Source organism: Rhizobium sp. CC1099 (genome assembly GCF_029714385.1).
Classification (GTDB): Bacteria; Pseudomonadota; Alphaproteobacteria; order Rhizobiales; family Rhizobiaceae; genus Rhizobium.
Map to the genome: position 1 here is coordinate 2,509,187 of NZ_CP121641.1, position 18,839 is coordinate 2,528,025.

The following is an 18,839-nucleotide window of genomic DNA, read 5'->3' on the forward strand; positions in this document are numbered from 1 at the left end:
ACCCCGGGACAACGAAGTTCGGCCCAAGAGTATCAGGAACTATGCTATAATCTCCCACATTGTAAGACTGAACTCGATCAGTTGGCCGCGTTTCGCCACGGTTTCTCCTGACGGCTTCAAGAAACAAGTTCGTCTATGATAAGGAGACGATCATGTCCGTACTTCACAAAAGCATGGCGGCGGGCTTGATGGCGTTGACTTTGACTGGCACCTCCCTCATTCCGGCAACGCCGGCGGACGCCCGTTCGCGACGCGATGCCTTTTGGGGCGGTGTTGCGGCCGGAGCAATCGGCGGCATCCTGCTCTCGCAGGCTGCGCGTCCCTACCCTGGCTACGGCTATTATTATCCCGGACCTTACTATGGAGCCGACTCCGGGCCCTATTACGGAGCCTACTATAGACCGTACTACAGGCCTTACTACAGGCCGTACCCGGTCTATCGCAGCTACTACCGGCCGTACCGGCCTTACTATCGCTCCTACTATCGGCCTTACCCGGCCTACTACCGCAATTATGGATATTGCGGTGTGGAACGCCGCTACGATCACCGAGCGGACGTATGGGTCAGCGTTCGGGTCTGCCCCGGCTATTAAGGAATATGCGTGCGGCACGCCGCCGCTCGTTCAGGCGGCGGCGCAGCACCTTTCTCTCGCTCGTCTCTTGACTTTCAACCTGAACTAGACCAAATGCAGGCCAGCTTTCACCTTCCGGCCGCCGCGTGAGCTGCCCCTGCGAAAAAAGACAAACGCAAGAAGAAGGATAAAAGCGCATTTCATAGGATGCCGCGATCCCAAGTGCGGCCAGAAGCGCTGGAAAGTTTTTCCAACACACAAGTTCCCACTTCACGCGGGGTTCTTGACGCCAGAATGATACCGGACCGCATGGTGTGATCCGGCACATCGTTTCGGCGCCCCGAAAGGTTATGACTTGACTAATTTTGAATCGCTTGGTGTCTCCAAGCCGATCGTCGCCACGCTTTTTCAGCTCGGCATTGAAACGCCCACGCCCATTCAGGCGCAGGCAATCCCTCTTCTCCTGGAAGGCCGCGATCTGATCGGCCTCGCCCAGACCGGCACTGGCAAGACGGCTGCCTTCGGCCTGCCGCTGATTGAAAAACTGCTCGCCGATGACAGGCGTCCCGACAATCGCACGACGCGTACGCTCATCCTCGCTCCGACCCGCGAGCTGGTGAACCAGATCGCCGAGAACCTCAAGAACTTCGTCCGTAAGTCGCCGCTGCGCATCAATGTCGTTGTCGGCGGCGTGTCCATCAACAAGCAGCAGCTGCAGCTCGAACGCGGCACCGACATTCTCGTCGCGACACCCGGCCGCCTCCTCGACCTCGTCAACCGCCGCGCCATCACGCTGACGACGGTGCGCTATCTCGTGCTCGACGAAGCCGACCAGATGCTCGATCTCGGCTTCGTGCATGATCTGCGCAAGATCGCCAAGCTCGTTCCGAAGCGCCGCCAGACCATGCTCTTCTCGGCAACGATGCCGAAGGCGATCGCCGATCTTGCGGGCGAATACCTGACCGATCCGATCAAGGTGGAAGTGACGCCTCCCGGCAAGGCTGCGGACAAGGTCGAACAGTACGTCCACTTCGTCGGCGGCAAGAATGACAAGACGGAACTGCTAAAGAAGTCGCTTTCCGAAAATCCGGATGGCCGCGCGATCGTGTTCCTGCGCACCAAGCACGGCGCCGAGAAGCTGATGAAGTATCTCGATCACGTCGGCTATTCGGTCGCTTCCATCCACGGCAACAAGAGCCAGGGCCAGCGCGAGCGCGCCCTGAAGGCATTCCGCGACGGCGGCATCAAGACTTTGATTGCAACCGACGTTGCCGCCCGCGGCATCGATATCCCGGCCGTCAGCCATGTGTTCAACTATGATCTGCCGGAAGTGCCGGACGCCTATGTGCACCGCATCGGGCGCACGGCTCGCGCCGGCCGCGACGGCATCGCAATCGCCTTCTGCGCGCCGGATGAGGCACGCCTGCTGCGCGATATCGAAAGGCTGATGGGCATCGAGATCATCGTTGCCAGCGGCGAACCGCCGGCAGACATGCGCGCGGCTCCGCGCCGCGGCAACGGCAACGGCAACAACCGCAATCGCGGTGGCCAGGGCCGTGGTGGCGAAGGTCGCGGCGATGGCCGTCCGGGTGAACAGCGCTCCGGCAATCGCCAGGACCGCCGTCCGCGCCGCGAAGGCGAAGCAGGCGAGGTCCGCGCGAACAACGAGGAACGCCGCAACCGCCGTCCGCGTCCCGAGCGCCAGACTGCCCGCAACGAGGACTTCCGCGGCCAGCGCCGCGGCGAAGCGACACCCCAGGGGCCGGACAACGACCTCGTATCGACCTCGGATTTCCGACCGGCCAAGAAGCCGCAACAGCGCCCGCACGGCAGCGCCGATGCGAACCGCCATCATCCCGGCGGCGCCCGTAACGCGCACGGCCGCCCTGGCCGCAAGCATGGTGAGGATCGCGGCCAGCAGGCTCACGGTGAGCACCGCCAGGACGGCTCTGGCGGCATACGTCGCAAAGGCCCCCGCAATGGCGGCGGCCAACGTCGCGAACAGGCTTGAATACAGAACTGAAAGAGGCCGGGTAGCTTCCGGCCTTTTTTTGCTTTAAGCCTAGGTGAACGGCTTACCCCGGCGAGACGGTCTCAAAGGACTGCGCGCCGGCGACATGCGAACACTATCGCAATCTGCATTGCTATTTTCCGGGCATATCTGCCGATCTTAGCAATTCCGGTTGCATGCCAGCGCCTTCGCGACACTGGCCCTCATTGAGTGCATTCAACGACAGACTGCTTATTCAATAAGAGAGATAGACCTTGCGATCACCCGTAGCGTCCGGCAGCCGCCGCTTTCAGCTCATTCTGCTCAAGCCGTCGCATTATGACGACGACGGCTATGTGATCCGCTGGTGGCGGGCCATGATCCCTTCGAACTCGCTGGCGGCTCTCTTTGGCATTGCGGCAGACTGCGCGGAGCGCGAAGTGCTCGGCCCCGGCGTCGGCATCGACATCAAGGTGATCGACGAAACCAATACACGCGTGCATATTCCGGAACTGCTCGCGCTGCTGAGGCAGCACGGTAATTTCGGCATGGTCGCGCTGGTCGGTGTTCAGTCGAACCAGTATCCGCGGGCGCTCGACATTGCCCGGCCGTTTCGCGCGGCGGGCATTCCAGTCTCGATGGGCGGCTTTCACGTTTCCGGTTGCCTTTCGATGCTCGACGGCAAGGCGGTCGAACTCGACGCCTGCCGGGAGATGGGCATTTCGATGTTCGCCGGCGAGGCCGAAGGCAGGCTCGACAAGGTCTTGCAGGACGCGGCTTATGGCGAGCTCGAGCCGGTCTACAATTTCATGAACGACCTTCCGGGCATCGGCGGCACGCCTGTGCCCTTTCTGCCCAAAAAGAATGTCGAACACACGCTCGGGCTAAGCAGCAGCTTCGATGCCGGCCGCGGCTGCCCCTACCAGTGCTCGTTCTGTACGATCATCAATGTGCAGGGCCGCAAATCACGTTTCCGCTCCACCGACGATATCGAAAAGCTGGTGCGGATGAACTGGGCGCAGGGCATCCACAAATTTTTCATCACCGACGACAACTTCGCCCGCAACAGGGACTGGGAAGCGATCTTCGACCGGCTGATCGAACTGAAGGAAAGGCATGGCATCCCGCTCGGCCTAATGATCCAGGTCGATACGCTCTGTCACAAGATCCCGCACTTCATCGAAAAGGCAAAACGCGCCGGCGTCACGCGGGTCTTCATCGGCCTGGAGAACGTCAATCCGGACAACCTGACGGCCGCCAAGAAGAACCAGAACAAGATCACCGAATACCGGAAGATGCTGCTCGCCTGGAAAGCGCAGGGCATCATGACGCTCGCAGGTTACATCCTCGGCTTTCCTTCCGACACGCCGGAAACCATTCGCCGCGACATCAAGATCATTCAGCACGAGCTGCCGCTCGATATCATCGAGTTCTTCGTCCTGACGCCGCTGCCGGGCTCGGAGGATCACCAGACACTCTGGCGCAAGGGTATCCCGATGGACGCCGACCTCAATACCTATGACGTCGAACATGTCTGCACTGCGCACGAGAAGATGAGCCGGCAGGAATGGGAGAGCATCTATCACGAGGCCTGGTCGCTTTACTATTCGCCGGAGCATGTGAAGACGTTGCTGCGCCGGGCCGTTGCGAGCGGCTTGCCGCTTGCAAGCCTCGTCAAGGTGCTGGTGTCCTTTGCAACAACGGTGCCGCTCGAAAAAGTGCATCCCCTGCAAAGCGGTCTGCTGCGGCTGAAGCACCCCTCGGAACGGCGGCCCGGATTGCCGCAGCAGCATCCCCTCGTCTTCTGGCCGCAATTCGTGTGGGAAACCGTTGCCAAGCACGTCGCGTTGGCAGGCTCCATCCTGCGCATGAGCGCAACTGCGTTCCTCATCAAAAGAAATCCGGCATCAAAAAACTACATGGACCAGGCGCTGACGCCGGTTGATGACAGCGAGGAAGAGAAGCTCGATCTGTTCACCAAGACAGCCGGCGGTACCGCGGCCGTCACGCATGTGCGGAAAATCGCGCAGTTGACCCATGCCAACCATTAGGCTTGATCAAGCCTCAGCCATCCGGGCGCTTTTCCGGTTCGTCAGATAGACGCCGGTGACGACCACGATCGTTCCGATGATCAGCGGCACGGTCAGCGGTTCGCCGAAAGCGATGAAGGCCTCGATCGCGACCGTTGGCGGCATCAGGTAGATCAGCGATGCGGCCCGCGAGACCTGGCCGCGGCGGATCAGGTAAAGAAGCAGCCCGATCCCGCCCATCGACAGGCCGAAGACCGACCAGATCAGCGCGCCGAAAGCCTCTGGCGTTGCATCGAAATGCAGGCGCTCGAAGGCGAGCGCGAGCGGCAGGGTGACGATAAGCGCCCCGACATATTGCATCGTCGCGATCGTCTTGAGATCACCCGTCTGCAAGTGTTTCTTCTGGTAGATCGTGCCGTATGTGACGGAGACCATGGCGATTAGGTTGATCGCGAGCGGCACCGCAGCGTGAACGAGGCTCGCGGAGGCTGGATCGAAAAGTTTCGGGGAAACGGCGATCGCTATGCCGAAGAAGCCGAGGAGAAGTCCGAACTTCTGGGTGGGCTGCAGGCGTTCGCCGATCAGGAAGGGCGCCACCATCGCCGTCAGCAGAGGCTGCAGCGCGGCGATGATCCCGGAAATGCCAGCCGCAACGCCATTGGCAATCGCCCACCACAGGCCGGCAAGATAGAATCCGTGCAGAAAGAAACCGGAATAGATCGCGCGCAGAACCGTCGCGCGATCCGGCCATTTCGCCTTCAGCACCCAGCAGAGACCGAAAAACGCCAGCGCCGAAAGCGCATAACGGATGCCGAGGAAGGTGAAGGGCTCCGAATGGCGTGCTGCATATTTCGCGACGACCCAGCCGGTGGACCAAAGCAGGACAAAAATGGCGGGAGCGAAACGATCAAGGGTCATGGGAGGCCTGGGGGCAATGCGGTATCGGGCGCTGATAGCCCCCAAGCGCCCTCGCGTCAAAGGCGAAGCATTGATACTTATTTCAAGTTTCGCTGATGATTGGCGCAAAAAGCGGAAATGACCGGGCGTCTGCCCGGCCATCTCATGCGCGGCTTGCGGCCGGGAGTTGCCGTCAGCCGATCTTGATGAGCTTGCCTTCCTTGACGGACTGGACCGCCGCATCGGCGAGCGCCAGCGCGGAAAGGCCGTCGGCGCCGGAGGGCGAAATCGTTGCGTCCTTCTCGACTGCGGCGATGAAGCTTGCGATCTCGTTGGCGTAGGCTTCCGTGTAACGGGTCATGAAGAAGTCGTGCAGCGGCGGGCGCGTGTAGCCGTCACTGTTGGCGACTTCGATCGAGACCGGACGCTGATTCTCGGCCGCCACCATTCCCTCCGAACCGTGCACTTCGATGCGCTGGTCGTAGCCGTACGTGGCGCGGCGGGAGTTGGAGATGATCGCCTGCTTGCCGGACTTCGTCTGCAGGATGACCGAAACGCTGTCATAGTCGCCCGCCTCGCCGATTGCCTTGTCGACAAGGACAGCGGCCGTTGCGGTTACCGAGACCGGCTCCTCGCCAAGCAGGAAGCGGGCCATGTCGAAGTCGTGGATCGTCATGTCGCGGAAGATGCCGCCAGAGCGCTTGATGTAGTCGACAGGCGGGGCCCCGGGATCGCGCGAGGTGATTGTCACCATCTCGACCTCGCCGATGCGGCCGTCGTCGATTGCTTTGCGCACGGCCATGAAATGCGGGTCGAAGCGGCGATTGAAACCGACCATCAGCTTCGCCTTAGTCTCATCGACAACCTTGATGCAGGCCTTGACACGGGCAACGTCGAGATCGATCGGCTTTTCGCAGAAGATCGCCTTGCCGGCCCGCGCGAAGCGCTCGATCAGATCCGCGTGCGTGTCGGTCGGCGTGCAGATGACGACGGCGTCGATATCCTTGGCCGCCTCGATCGCCTCGATCGTCCGGAGCTCGCAGCCATAAGCGGAAGCGATCGCTTCAGCCGCCTGAGGAAGCGCGTCGGCGACGGCGACGAGCTTCGCATTCGCGTCGCCGCTCACGGCTTTCGCGTGAACCTTGCCGATGCGGCCGGCGCCGAGAAGACCAAATCTGACTGTCATGAGAACCTCCCTGGAATTCGGAACAAATAAACCGAATTGTGACAATTGTGGAATTTTCATTCCATTTTCTGTTCGAGCCGTCAAGCCCGTTGCCCTTTCACATTCTCGAAATCCATCCTAAAGACAAGTGATCGAAATATGACCGGGGGACACATGCAGCTGATAGATCCAAACCATCCGGCCTACCGCCGCGTCTGGGTGCGGGCGCTGATCGTGGGCCTGTGCCTGGGCTGGGCGGCGCTGGAGTTCATTACCGGCGACCCGTTCTGGGGCGTGCTGTCGGCCGGCGCCGGCGTCTATGCTTTCTACATGCTCTTCTGGACTTTCAAGCCGCAGCCACCCGCCGAACCCGCCGAGGCTCCCAAACCGGAAGAGACGGACCCCGAATAATCAGCGGCCGCGACGCCGCACGGCTTCATCGATCAGCAGGTTCGCGAGCATCATGCGCTTCGTTGCATTCTCCCGGAATGCAGGCGCGACGCGATCGGGATGGTTCGACTTGGCAAAGGCACGGCGCTTTTCGTTCAGCGTCTGCAGCGTATCGGCGGCTGTGATGGAGAGCTCCGCAGCGATATCGGCAGGCGCAGTGCGCGCAAGATGTTCCGGCATGACGGGTTCCGGCTCAGGCTCCGCAAGGGGCTGCGCCTGGATGTCCTCGTCTGCCCCGGCAACAGGCGTCTCCAGTTCCAGATTATCGAGATAGCCTTGGCCCGCCCGTTGCGAGGCCGCTGATACGCCCTCCATCACGTCGAAGGCGAGACCGGTGGTAAAGCCATGGACGCGATGCGCGACGGACGCCTCTGCCTCGTCTTCGCTCTCTTCTTCTGCTTTCAGCCGCTCCAGAACGGATTGAAAAACCGATTGCCCGAACAACATGCCCCTTCCCTTCGAAGTGGCGCATTGAACACCGCCAGCATGGCGCCGGGCTTGCGCTCAGCCTCCCTGCTTCCGGCTTTCCTCGAGGATGAGGTCGTAGAGAAGCCGCGCGCTCGGAGGCAGGGCGCGCTCGCGTGCGGTGATGAGGCTGTAGGGCTTTACGTCGATCTTGAAATCGGTCGGCAGCACGCGCACGTCGGATGCCTTCGCATCCTGGCCGGCGAGGAACTGGGCAACATCCAGCGCCACGGGTGCGATCGCGTCCGTCTCGCAGATGATCGCGCAGGTGAGCAGCAAGGAAGACGTATTGACGATATTTTCCGGCAACGGCACGCCCGCCGCCAGAAAGATATCCTCCAGCGTCCGCCGGAGCAGCGTGCCCGGCGGCTGGAAGACCCACCCGTAACCATGGAGATCGGCGAGGCTGCTCGCATTCTTCTTGAGGAGCGGATGGTCCCTGCGCACGATCAGACAGGCTTTTTCGATGCCGATCTCGCGCACTTCGAAGAGTCGCGGATTAACGTCGTCGGGAATGCGGCCGATGATGAAATCGTGCCTGGCGGCGAGCAATTCCCGCGCGAGAACGTTGCTGGTCTCGACCTCAATGTTGATCTCGATGCCCGGAAACGCCTTGCGAACCTTGTCGATGGCCGGAACAACAAGGCTCATGGCCGGCGCTGTAACCGCGCCGATGAAGACGGAACCGCCCTTGCCGCTCTTCAATTCGCTGATCTCGCGGCTGGCCTCGCGCAATTCCAGCAGAATTTTTCGTGCACGCCTGGCGAGTGCTTGTCCGAAAGTCGTCAGCACGACACCGCGGGCGATTCGTTCGTAAAGCGGCGTCTTAACGATCGATTCCATTTCAGCGAGCATTCTGGAGGCGGCAGGCTGGGAGATGTTCAGGATCTCCGCCGCCGCGGAAATCTGTCCGCTATCTTCGATTGCGACGATTATGCGCAGGTGATTCAGCTTCAAGCCCGCACGCAGAAAGGCATCATCGCCAATATTATCGCTGTGGATATCGATCCGATCCTCGGAAATCGACCCGGAAACAATCGCCATGGTTGCGGCCTCCCATCCGCCTTCCATCAAAAGTAATACTTTTTAACGATATACCAAATTTGTTATGCACTTTACCACTTATTCTATTTGACAGTTATAAGATTCCATACGAGTTTGCGGCCGTGTGCTGGTTGGCACTCAACACGTGTGAGATCGTGGAGGAGACCTACTTCGTTTCTCACCATCTGAAGTAACTATCCAATCTACGGAACCTGCCACAGTTTCGTGGCGGGCGACTATTCGTCCGCCGTCTATTAACAAGGGAGAGAGAAATGAAATCCATTATCTCATTGATGGCTGCGGCCGCCTTCGGCGTCGCTTCATTCGTTATGCCGGCACTGGCGCAGGACAAGGGGACCGTCGGCATCGCAATGCCCACGAAGTCTTCCGCTCGCTGGATCGACGACGGCAACAACATCGTCAAGCAGCTTGAGGCAGCGGGCTACGGCACCGACCTGCAGTATGCAGACGACGACATTCCGAACCAGCTGTCTCAGATCGAGAACATGGTCACCAAGGGCGTTAAGGTTCTCGTCATCGCCGCCATCGACGGCACGACGCTTTCCGACGTTCTCCAGAAGGCTCATGACGCCGGCATCAAGGTCATCGCCTACGACCGCCTGATCCGCGACTCGGCCAACGTTGACTACTATGCAACGTTCGACAACTTCCAGGTTGGCGTTCTGCAGGCAACCTCCATCGTTGACGCCCTCGGCCTCAAGGATGGCAAGGGTCCGTTCAACATCGAACTCTTCGGCGGTTCGCCGGACGACAACAACGCCTTCTTCTTCTACGACGGCGCAATGTCTATCCTGCAGCCCTACATCGACAGCGGCAAGCTCGTCGTGAAGTCCGGCCAGACCGGCATGGACAAGGTCGGCACGCTGCGTTGGGACGCGGCAACGGCCCAGGCCCGCATGGACAACCTGCTCTCGGCTAACTACACCGACGCCAAGGTCGACGCCGTCCTGTCTCCGTACGACGGTCTCTCCATCGGCATCATCTCGTCGTTGAAGGGCGTCGGCTACGGCACCCCAGATCAGCCGCTCCCGGTCGTTTCCGGCCAGGACGCTGAAGTTCCGTCCGTGAAGTCGATCATTGCTGGCGAACAGCACTCGACAGTCTTCAAGGACACGCGCGAACTCGCCAAGGTCACCGTTGCAATGGTTGACGCTGTCATGTCCGGCAAGGAGCCGGAAGTCAACGACACGAAGACCTACGACAACGGCGTCAAGGTTGTTCCGTCTTACCTGTTGAAGCCGGTAGCGGTCGACAAGACCAACTACGAGAAGGTTCTCGTCGAAGGCGGTTACTACACGGCTGACCAGCTGAAGTAACTGTACCAAGTTGGCCGGAATCCGCTGGTTGCGGGTTCCGGTCTTCACTTTTATGATCGTCGCGCCGAATTTCCGGCTGTTGGCGTTGGATTTTGACTATGGACAATACAATCCTCGAAATGCGGAACATCACCAAGACGTTCCCGGGCGTAAAAGCGCTTGAGAACGTGAACCTTAAGGTTCGTCAGGGTGAAATTCACGCATTGGTGGGCGAGAACGGGGCCGGAAAATCGACCCTCATGAAAGTTCTCTCCGGCGTTTACCCGGCCGGCACGTACGATGGCGAGATCGTCTACGAAGGCGACGTCCGCAACTTCAAGGTCCTGAAGGATTCGGAAGAAATCGGCATCGTCATCATCCATCAGGAGCTGGCGCTCGTGCCGCTTCTGTCGATCGGCGAGAATATCTTCCTCGGCAATGAGAATGCCAAGAGTGGCATCATCAGCTGGCAGGAAACGTTCAACCGCACGCGGCAGCTGCTCGCAAAAGTCGGCCTGCGCGAATCTCCCGACACGCTTGTCACCGACATCGGCGTCGGCAAGCAGCAACTCGTCGAGATTGCCAAGGCGTTGTCGAAGAGCGTGAAGCTCCTGATCCTCGACGAACCGACGGCATCGCTCAACGAAAGCGACTCAGATGCGCTGCTGAACCTGCTGATCGAGTTCCGCAACCAGGGCCTCACCTCGATCATCATCACCCACAAGCTGAATGAAGTGCGCAAGGTTGCCGACCAGATCACGGTTCTGCGCGACGGCATGACGGTCAAGACGATGGACTGTCACATCGAAGAAATCAGCGAAGATATCATCATCAAGAACATGGTGGGCCGCGAGCTTGCCGATCGTTATCCGCCGCGCTCCGTGCCGATCGGCGAAACGATCCTCGAAGTCAAGAACTGGAACGCCTATCACCAGCATCACCGCGATCGGCAGGTGCTGCACAATGTCAACATCAGCGTCCGCAAGGGCGAAGTCGTCGGCATCGCCGGCCTGATGGGTGCCGGCCGCACTGAATTCGCCATGAGCGTCTTCGGAAAGTCCTATGGCCACAAGGTCAGCGGCGAAGTGCTGATGCATGGCAAGCAGGTCGATGTCAGCACCGTCCGCAAGGCGATCGACGCCGGTCTCGCCTATGTGACCGAGGACCGCAAGCATCTCGGCCTCGTGCTCGGCGAGAACATCGTTCACAACACCACGCTCGCCAATCTAGCCGGGGTCTCGAACGCCACGGTCATCGACAGCATCAGGGAATCCAAGGTCGCATCGGACTACCGCTCGAAGCTGCGCATCCGCAGTTCCAGCATCTTCCAGGAAGCGGTCAATCTCTCGGGCGGCAACCAGCAGAAGGTCGTGCTGTCCAAGTGGCTGTTCTCCGATCCCGATGTCTTGATCCTCGACGAACCCACCCGCGGTATCGATGTCGGTGCAAAATACGAAATCTATACTATCATCAACCAGCTCGCCGCCGACGGCAAAGGCGTTCTGATGATCTCATCGGAAATGCCGGAACTGCTTGGCACGTGCGACCGCATCTATGTCATGAATGAAGGACGTATCGTTGCGGAACTGCCAAAGGGAGAGGCGAGCCAAGAAACCATCATGCGCGCTATCATGCGCTCAGGGGAGAAGAAACAATGACTCCGGTCAACCCTCTAGCCGCCGAGGAAAGCAACGTCGTTTCCGTTGCCGACTATATCCGTGGCAATATCCGTGAATATGGCATGCTCATTGCGCTCGTCGCGATCATGGTTTTCTTTCAGTTCTACACCGGCGGCATTCTCTTCAAGCCGGTCAACCTGACGAACCTCGTTCTGCAGAACTCGTTCATCGTCATCATGGCGCTCGGGATGCTGCTCGTCATTGTGGCCGGCCATATCGACCTGTCCGTCGGCTCGATTGTCGCCTTCGTCGGCGCCCTCGCCGCCATGATGATGGTCACGTGGCAGATGAATTTCGTGGTGGCGGGCATTCTCTGCCTGATCATCGGCGGCATCATCGGTGCCGCCCAAGGCTACTGGATCGCCTATCACCGCATCCCGTCCTTCATCGTGACGCTTGCCGGCATGCTGGTCTTCCGCGGCCTGACGCTCTTCGTACTCGGGGGCAAAAACATCGGCCCGTTCCCGAAGGATTTCCAGATCATCAGCACCGGCTTCCTGCCGGGCAGCATGATCGACATCGCCGGAACGCCGGTGCAATCCACGTCGCTGATCCTGACACTCATTATTCCGGTCGTGCTGTTTTACCTTGCCTGGCGCCGCCGCAAAGTGAATGAGAGCCACGGCATCGATGTCGAGCCGATGGGCTTCTTTATCGCCCAGAACGCCGTCGTTTCCCTGGCGATTCTCTTCCTCGGCTATCAGCTTTCGACCTACAGAGGCCTGCCGAACGTTCTCGTCGTCATGCTCGTGCTGATCGCAGCCTATGCATTTGTAACGCGTCGCACGACGATCGGCCGCCGCGTCTATGCGATGGGCGGCAACGAAAAGGCCACCAAGCTCTCCGGTATCAACACCGAGCGCCTGAGCTTCTACACCTTCGTCAACATGGGCGTTCTTGCCGGTCTCGCAGGCATGATCGTGGCGGCTCGACTGAACTCGGCAACGCCGAAGGCAGGCGTGGGCTTCGAGCTCGACGTCATCGCGGCGTGCTTCATCGGCGGCGCTTCGGCCTCCGGCGGTGTCGGCAAGATCACCGGTGCCGTCATCGGCGCGTTCATCATGGGCGTCATGAATAACGGCATGTCGATCGTCGGCCTCGGTATCGACTTCCAGCAGATGGTGAAGGGCCTCGTGCTTTTGGCCGCCGTCTTCTTCGACGTTTATAACAAGAATAAGGGCTAAGCGCTCCGGCGCCAGTCCTCGCATTTGCAGTCATGAGAACGACCAGTTCCGGCTCCCTCGGGAGCCGGAGAGGCGGAGCTGTTCCGCACCCAGCTAAAGAGGATGAAAGCCGTGCTTATTTCGCAGATCAAGGGTTCGAACGGAGAGATCATCGTCGCCGTGCGTGAGCCGGGCGGTGCAGCGAAAGCCGTGAAGAATGCAGGCAGCGTATACGCGCTGGCAATGGAAGCTGCAGACGCCGGCAAGTCGCTCGTTTCCATCATCGAGGCGCATGGCTATGGCGATGCCGTCGATCTGGAAAAGGCCTATGCCGAAGGCAAATTCCTCCCGCCGATCACGCATCCGGATGCTGCTCACCTGCATCTGACGGGTACGGGCCTCACGCACCTTGGCTCAGCGGCGACCCGCGATTCCATGCACAAGAAGACCACCGAGGCCGCGGAAGAAACGCTCACGGACTCGATGAAGATGTTCAAGATGGGCATCGAGAACGGCAAGCCGAAGGCTGGAGAAAAGGGCGTCCAGCCCGAATGGTTCTACAAGGGCAACGGCTACGGCGCTGCAGCGCCCGGCGCTCCCCTCGTCTCCCCTTCCTTCGCGCTTGACGGCGGCGAAGAGCCGGAAATGGCCGGCATCTACGTGATTGCCAAGGACGGTACCCCGTTCCGCATCGGCTTTGCGCTCTCCAACGAATTTTCCGACCACGTCACCGAGCGGATCAACTATCTCTATCTCGCCCACTCCAAGCTGCGTCCCGCAAGCTTCGGTCCGGAAATCCGCATTGGCGTTGCCCCGGAAGACATTCGCGGTACCTCGCGCATCAAGCGCGGCGACAAGGTGATCTTCGAAAAGCCGTTCCTCTCCGGTGAGGCGAACATGTCGCACACCTTCGCGAACCTCGAATATCACCACTTCAAGTATGGCCTCTTCCGCGTCCCGGGCGACGTTCACGTCCACATGTTCGGCACGGCGACGCTCTCCTTCGCAGATGGCGTCAAGACGGAAGAAGGCGATGTTTTCGAAATCGAGGTTGCCGAATTCGGCCTGCCGCTGCGCAATCCGCTGAAGGTTGCCGCCGAGGAAAATATCGCTGTGAAGCAGCTTTGAATTTTGCGCTGGGCTGGCCGCGATCTGCGGCCGGACCACTCTGTAAAGGGTAAAGGAGGCTCGTTCAGCCCATGACCATTTATCAAAACCTGATCGCCGGCGAATGGACCGGCGCCGACGCCGTCGAAAACATCAACCCGTCCGATACGAAGGAGGTCGTCGGCCTCTACGCCAGCGGCTCCGCCGCCGACACCAAGAACGCGATCGCCGCCGCCAAGGCCGCCTTCCCGGCCTGGTCGCGTTCCGGCATCTGGGAACGCCACGTCATCCTCAAGAAGGCCGGCGACGAGATCATGGCGCGCAAGGACGAACTCGGCGCGCTGCTTGCCCGCGAAGAAGGCAAGACACTGCCGGAAGCCATCGGCGAGACGATCCGCGCCTCGCAGATCTTCGAATTCTTCGCAGGCGAAGCGCTGCGCCTTGCCGGCGAAGTCGTGCCCTCCGTGCGTCCGAACATCGGCGTCGAGATCACCCGCGAGCCGCTCGGCGTCATCGGCATCATCACCCCCTGGAACTTCCCGATCGCGATCCCCGCCTGGAAGATCGCCCCGGCGCTCTGCTACGGCAACACCATCGTCTTCAAGCCGGCCGAACTCGTACCCGGCTGCTCCTGGGCGATCGTCGACATCCTCAACCGTGCAGGCCTGCCGAAGGGCGTGCTGAACCTCGTCATGGGCAAGGGCTCGATCGTCGGCCAGACGATGCTCGACAGCCCCGACCTTGCCGGCATCACCTTCACCGGCTCCGTCGGCACCGGCAAGCGCGTCGCGGTTTCCTCGATCGAGCATAATCGCAAGATTCAGCTCGAAATGGGCGGCAAGAACCCGATGGTCATCCTCGATGACGCCGATCTTTCCGTCGCCGTCGAAGCGGCGGCCAACTCGGCCTTCTTTTCGACCGGCCAGCGCTGCACGGCATCGTCTCGCCTGATCGTGACGGAAGGCATCCACGACAGGTTCGTGGCGGCCATGACCGAGAAGCTGAAGACACTGAACGTCGATCACGCGCTGAAGACCGGCACGCATATCGGCCCGGTCGTCGACGAGAGACAGCTCAAGACCGACACCGATTACATCGAGATCGGCAAAAAGGAAGGCGCCAAGCTTGCCTTCGGCGGCGGGCTGATCGCGCGTGACACGCCCGGCTTCTACCTGCAGCCGACGCTGTTCACCGAAGCGACCAACCAGATGCGCATTTCCCGCGAGGAAATCTTCGGACCTGTGGCATCGGTCATCCGCGTCAAGGATTACGAAGAGGCGCTGGCTGTCGCCAACGACACGCCGTTCGGCCTGTCGTCGGGCATCGCGACCACCAGCCTCAAGCACGCGACGCACTTCAAGCGCAATGCCGAAGCCGGCATGGTCATGGTCAACCTGCCGACCGCCGGCGTCGACTTCCATGTTCCCTTCGGCGGACGCAAGGGCTCGTCCTACGGCTCGCGCGAGCAGGGCAAATACGCCGCCGAATTCTTCACAACCGTCAAGACCGCTTACACCCTGGCGTAACGACATCATCGGCTTCCGGGTCGCGCGAGGCGAACTGGAAGCCGTGAAGGACAGAGACTATGAAAAAGAAAGCTGAATGGCCGCGTAAGCTGCGGTCGCAGGAATGGTACGGCGGCACGAGCCGAGACGTGATCTATCACCGCGGCTGGCTGAAGAACCAAGGGTATCCACACGACCTGTTCGACGGACGGCCGGTTATCGGCATCCTCAACACTTGGTCGGATCTGACGCCGTGCAACGGTCATTTGCGAGAGCTCGCCGAGAAGGTGAAGGCGGGCGTATGGGAAGCAGGCGGCTTCCCGGTCGAGGTGCCGGTGTTCTCGGCATCCGAAAACACCTTTCGCCCGACGGCGATGATGTATCGCAACCTTGCCGCGCTCGCGGTGGAGGAGGCGATCCGGGGCCAACCCATCGATGGCTGCGTGCTGATGGTCGGCTGCGACAAGACCACGCCGTCGCTTCTCATGGGGGCAGCTTCCTGCGACTTGCCCTCGATCGTCGTCACGGGTGGGCCGATGCTGAACGGCTATTTCCGCGGTGAACGCGTCGGCTCAGGCACGCATCTGTGGAAGTTTTCCGAAATGGTGAAGGCTGGCGAGATGACGCAGGCCGAGTTCCTCGAGGCGGAGGCCTCGATGAGCCGTTCGTCGGGCACCTGCAACACCATGGGCACCGCCTCTACCATGGCTTCCATGGCCGAGGCGCTCGGCATGGCGCTTTCCGGCAACGCCGCGATCCCAGCAGTCGATTCCCGCCGCAAGGTGATGGCGCAGCTCACCGGCCGGCGTATCGTTCAGATGGTTAAGGACGATCTGAAGCCCTCTGACATCATGACGAAAGAGGCCTTCGAGAACGCCATCCGCACCAATGCGGCTATCGGTGGATCGACCAACGCCGTCATCCACCTGCTCGCCATGGCCGGCCGGGTCGGCGTCGATCTTTCGCTGGACGATTGGGACCGCTGCGGCCGCGAGGTCCCGACCATCGTCAACCTGATGCCGTCGGGCAAGTACCTTATGGAGGAGTTCTTCTATGCCGGCGGCCTGCCGGTGGTGCTGAAGCGCCTCGGCGAGGCGGACCTCCTGCACAAGGATGCGCTGACGGTATCCGGCGAAACCATGTGGGATGAGGTCAAGGACGTCGTCAACTGGAACGAGGATGTGATCCTGCCTGCCGAAAAGGCACTGACCTCTTCGGGCGGCATCGTCGTGCTGCGCGGCAATCTGGCGCCGAAGGGCGCGGTGCTGAAGCCTTCGGCCGCCTCCCCGCATCTGATGGTGCACCGTGGCAGGGCGGTCGTGTTCGAGGACATCGACGACTACAAGGCCAAGATCAACGACGACAGCCTCGACATCGACGAAACCTGTGTCATGGTCATGAAGAACTGTGGACCAAGGGGCTATCCGGGCATGGCCGAGGTCGGCAACATGGGCCTGCCGCCCAAGGTGCTCAAGAAGGGCATCACCGACATGGTGCGCATCTCCGACGCCCGCATGTCCGGAACGGCCTACGGCACCGTCGTGCTGCACACCTCCCCGGAAGCGGCGGTCGGCGGGCCGCTCGCGGTGGTGAAAAACGGCGACATGATCGAGATGGACGTGCCGAACCGTCGTCTGCATCTCGACATTTCTGAGGAGGAGCTGGCCCGGCGGCTCGCCGAATGGCAGCCGAACCATGATCTGCCGACGTCCGGCTATGCCTGGCTGCACCAGCAGCATGTCGAAGGGGCCGATACCGGTGCCGACCTCGACTTCCTCAAGGGATGTCGCGGAAACGCGGTCGGCAAGGACAGCCACTAGCGGAGCGCATCGAGACAGCAAATCGATGAGGCGGGGTGAAGCCCGCCTTTTTCGTTGGTTGGTGGAAAGAAAAGGCGCTTCAGCGCCGCGTCGCCGACTGCCATGGCGGCGCCGATCCAGGCCCTTACGCACCATCCAGCTCGAGGTTTTCGATGAACTGGCCACGCGCCGCCGCCTGGTTCAAGCCGCAAGTGCCGTTCGAGGGCGAGCTATGGCCAGCTTACATCAAACAGTCATACAGGCCGATAAGCGTGACGTCGATTTCCTGGTCGGCCCGCGCGGCTCGAAGATCCCGATGGACCGCGCAGCCCATGGGGCCAAACGGTCACCAGCGTCAAAAGGCGGTACGAAAGTTCCGCCTTTTTCTTTGCGAACCGCATTTCTTCCGGAACGTTCTCGCCTCGTCGCCGTTACCGCGGTAGGGAGGGAACCATGCCTGGAGTGCAAAAATCGATTGTGCTCAGCGCCTTCAACAAGGATGAGCACGGTACCCTGATTCCGGCATTCGAGCCTCGGCAGATGAAGAGGGAAGAAACGGCCGTCTATATCGCACAGACGCTCGTCAAGGATTATGATGGGGTCGTCGTCTGGTGCAGCGAGAAAAACCATGCCATCGGCGAACAAGGCCCATCGGTGATCCTGTTCCGCTCAGGTCTGGTGCCGGAATTCGAGTAGCCATAGCCCTTATCGTATCAAAGCTCCGGGGCGGGCGAGGCAGGATGACCGTTTATTCCGTCAAGCACATCACGCATTATTCCTATAAACGGCCTGTTGCCTTTGGCCAGCACCGCGTGCTTTTCCGCCCGCGGGACAGCTTCGACCAGCGCCTTCTGGATGCAACGATGACGATCGATCCGGAACCGGCAGGAATCCGCTGGATACACGACGTCTTCGGGAATTGCATTGCGCTCGTGGATATAGACCGGCCGGCCGATCAGTTGCGGTTCGAGACCAATATTCGCCTCGACCACACGCCGCAGGTGCCGCTCGATCTCGAAATCGATCGAAAGGCGCTAACCTACCCTTTTTCCTACGACAACGAGGAGATGACGGACCTTTCCTGTACGATCACGCGCCACTACGAGGATCCGGGTGGTGCGGTCGCACACTGGGCGCATCAGTTCGTCGGAACACGCTCGTCGGGCCAGACAGGCCACGTCCTGATGACGCTCTGCTATGCGATCCACGAGAGTTTCATCTATGCCCGCCGCTCTGAACATGGAACGCAGGCGCCGATCCAGACGCTGATGATGCGGCAGGGAACTTGCCGCGACTTTGCCCTGCTGATGATGGAAGCGGCGCGTTCGCTTGGCCTGGCCGCCCGTTTCGTCACCGGCTATATCTACGTGCCGGATCGCGACGGCTCGACGACGCTCGGCGGCGGCTCGACGCATGCCTGGTGCCAGGTTTATCTCCCGGGCGCCGGCTGGGTGGAATTCGATCCCACGAACGGCATCGTCGGCAACCACGATCTGATCCGCGTCGGCGTTGCGCGCGATCCTCGCCAGGCGGTTCCGCTCTGGGGCAGCTATGACGGAGCGGCGGACGATTTCGACGACCTGGTTGTGCAGGTCAACGTCACCACCCAACAGTAAAATCTGGCGAAGGGTCTCTTCCCTGTGGAACCGAAAGGTTC

The 18,839-nt window shown here is 60.6% G+C and carries 16 protein-coding genes; 12 read left to right on the forward strand and 4 right to left on the reverse strand.

What is annotated here, in order from left to right:
- The first annotated feature begins 152 nt into the window (after nt 1-152).
- The 3 genes from QA644_RS12860 (at nt 153) to QA644_RS12870 (ending at nt 4,613) form a co-directional block, all read left to right on the forward strand.
- Complete coding sequence (locus QA644_RS12860) at nt 153-593, forward strand: hypothetical protein (protein WP_239597930.1); 441 nt, start codon at nt 153-155, stop codon at nt 591-593.
- Between the two features lie 334 nt (nt 594-927).
- Complete coding sequence (locus QA644_RS12865) at nt 928-2,583, forward strand: DEAD/DEAH box helicase (protein ID WP_283068785.1); 1,656 nt, start codon at nt 928-930, stop codon at nt 2,581-2,583.
- Nucleotides 2,584-2,837: 254 nt separating this feature from the next.
- Nucleotides 2,838-4,613, forward strand: coding sequence for a radical SAM protein (locus QA644_RS12870; RefSeq protein WP_283068787.1), 1,776 nt, complete (start codon nt 2,838-2,840; stop codon nt 4,611-4,613).
- 6 nt (nt 4,614-4,619) lie between these two features.
- Here the strand turns inward: QA644_RS12870 and QA644_RS12875 are convergent, their stop codons facing one another.
- Both QA644_RS12875 and iolG read right to left on the reverse strand, forming a co-directional pair.
- Entirely contained in the window at nt 4,620-5,510 is an 891-nt protein-coding gene (locus QA644_RS12875) for a DMT family transporter (RefSeq protein ID WP_074069146.1), read from the reverse strand.
- Nucleotides 5,511-5,682: 172 nt separating this feature from the next.
- Nucleotides 5,683-6,675, reverse strand: coding sequence for an inositol 2-dehydrogenase (gene iolG, locus QA644_RS12880; RefSeq protein WP_283068789.1), 993 nt, complete (start codon nt 6,673-6,675; stop codon nt 5,683-5,685).
- A gap of 153 nt (nt 6,676-6,828) precedes the next feature.
- Here iolG and QA644_RS12885 point away from each other — a divergent pair, with 153 nt between their 5' ends.
- On the forward strand, nt 6,829-7,065 hold the full coding sequence (locus QA644_RS12885; protein ID WP_283068803.1) for a hypothetical protein: 237 nt from the start codon (nt 6,829-6,831) through the stop codon (nt 7,063-7,065).
- Here the strand turns inward: QA644_RS12885 and QA644_RS12890 are convergent, their stop codons facing one another.
- Both QA644_RS12890 and QA644_RS12895 read right to left on the reverse strand, forming a co-directional pair.
- Nucleotides 7,066-7,551: a hypothetical protein gene (locus QA644_RS12890; protein ID WP_283068804.1), complete on the reverse strand. Its 486-nt coding sequence runs from the start codon at nt 7,549-7,551 to the stop codon at nt 7,066-7,068.
- 57 nt (nt 7,552-7,608) lie between these two features.
- Nucleotides 7,609-8,613 carry a LysR family transcriptional regulator gene (locus tag QA644_RS12895; RefSeq protein ID WP_283068805.1) on the reverse strand — a complete coding sequence of 335 codons (1,005 nt, stop codon included), beginning with the start codon at nt 8,611-8,613 and terminating at the stop codon, nt 7,609-7,611.
- 272 nt (nt 8,614-8,885) lie between these two features.
- Here QA644_RS12895 and chvE point away from each other — a divergent pair, with 272 nt between their 5' ends.
- The 8 genes from chvE to QA644_RS12935 all read left to right on the forward strand — a co-directional run bounded on the left by chvE (nt 8,886) and on the right by QA644_RS12935 (nt 18,798).
- Complete coding sequence (gene chvE / locus QA644_RS12900; RefSeq protein WP_074069150.1) at nt 8,886-9,950, forward strand: multiple monosaccharide ABC transporter substrate-binding protein; 1,065 nt, start codon at nt 8,886-8,888, stop codon at nt 9,948-9,950.
- 98 nt (nt 9,951-10,048) lie between these two features.
- Nucleotides 10,049-11,587 (forward strand): multiple monosaccharide ABC transporter ATP-binding protein, encoded by a 1,539-nt coding sequence (gene mmsA, locus QA644_RS12905; protein WP_283068806.1) that lies wholly within the window; start codon nt 10,049-10,051, stop codon nt 11,585-11,587.
- On the forward strand, nt 11,584-12,792 hold the full coding sequence (gene mmsB / locus QA644_RS12910; RefSeq protein WP_283068808.1) for a multiple monosaccharide ABC transporter permease: 1,209 nt from the start codon (nt 11,584-11,586) through the stop codon (nt 12,790-12,792). Before mmsA ends, mmsB begins: the two co-directional genes overlap by 4 nt.
- 111 nt (nt 12,793-12,903) lie before the next feature.
- Nucleotides 12,904-13,899, forward strand: a complete 996-nt coding sequence (gene araD1, locus QA644_RS12915; RefSeq protein ID WP_039846868.1) for an AraD1 family protein — start codon at nt 12,904-12,906, stop codon at nt 13,897-13,899.
- A 71-nt stretch (nt 13,900-13,970) separates the two neighbouring features.
- Nucleotides 13,971-15,404: an aldehyde dehydrogenase family protein gene (locus tag QA644_RS12920; RefSeq protein WP_283068809.1), complete on the forward strand. Its 1,434-nt coding sequence runs from the start codon at nt 13,971-13,973 to the stop codon at nt 15,402-15,404.
- Between the two features lie 59 nt (nt 15,405-15,463).
- Nucleotides 15,464-17,203 (forward strand): L-arabinonate dehydratase, encoded by a 1,740-nt coding sequence (araD, locus tag QA644_RS12925; protein ID WP_283068810.1) that lies wholly within the window; start codon nt 15,464-15,466, stop codon nt 17,201-17,203.
- Nucleotides 17,204-17,635: 432 nt separating this feature from the next.
- Entirely contained in the window at nt 17,636-17,878 is a 243-nt protein-coding gene (locus QA644_RS12930; RefSeq protein WP_074070348.1) for a hypothetical protein, read from the forward strand.
- Between the two features lie 44 nt (nt 17,879-17,922).
- A complete protein-coding gene (locus QA644_RS12935) occupies nt 17,923-18,798 on the forward strand; it encodes a transglutaminase family protein (protein ID WP_283068813.1) in 876 nt (291 codons plus the stop codon).
- Nucleotides 18,799-18,839: the final 41 nt, after the last annotated feature.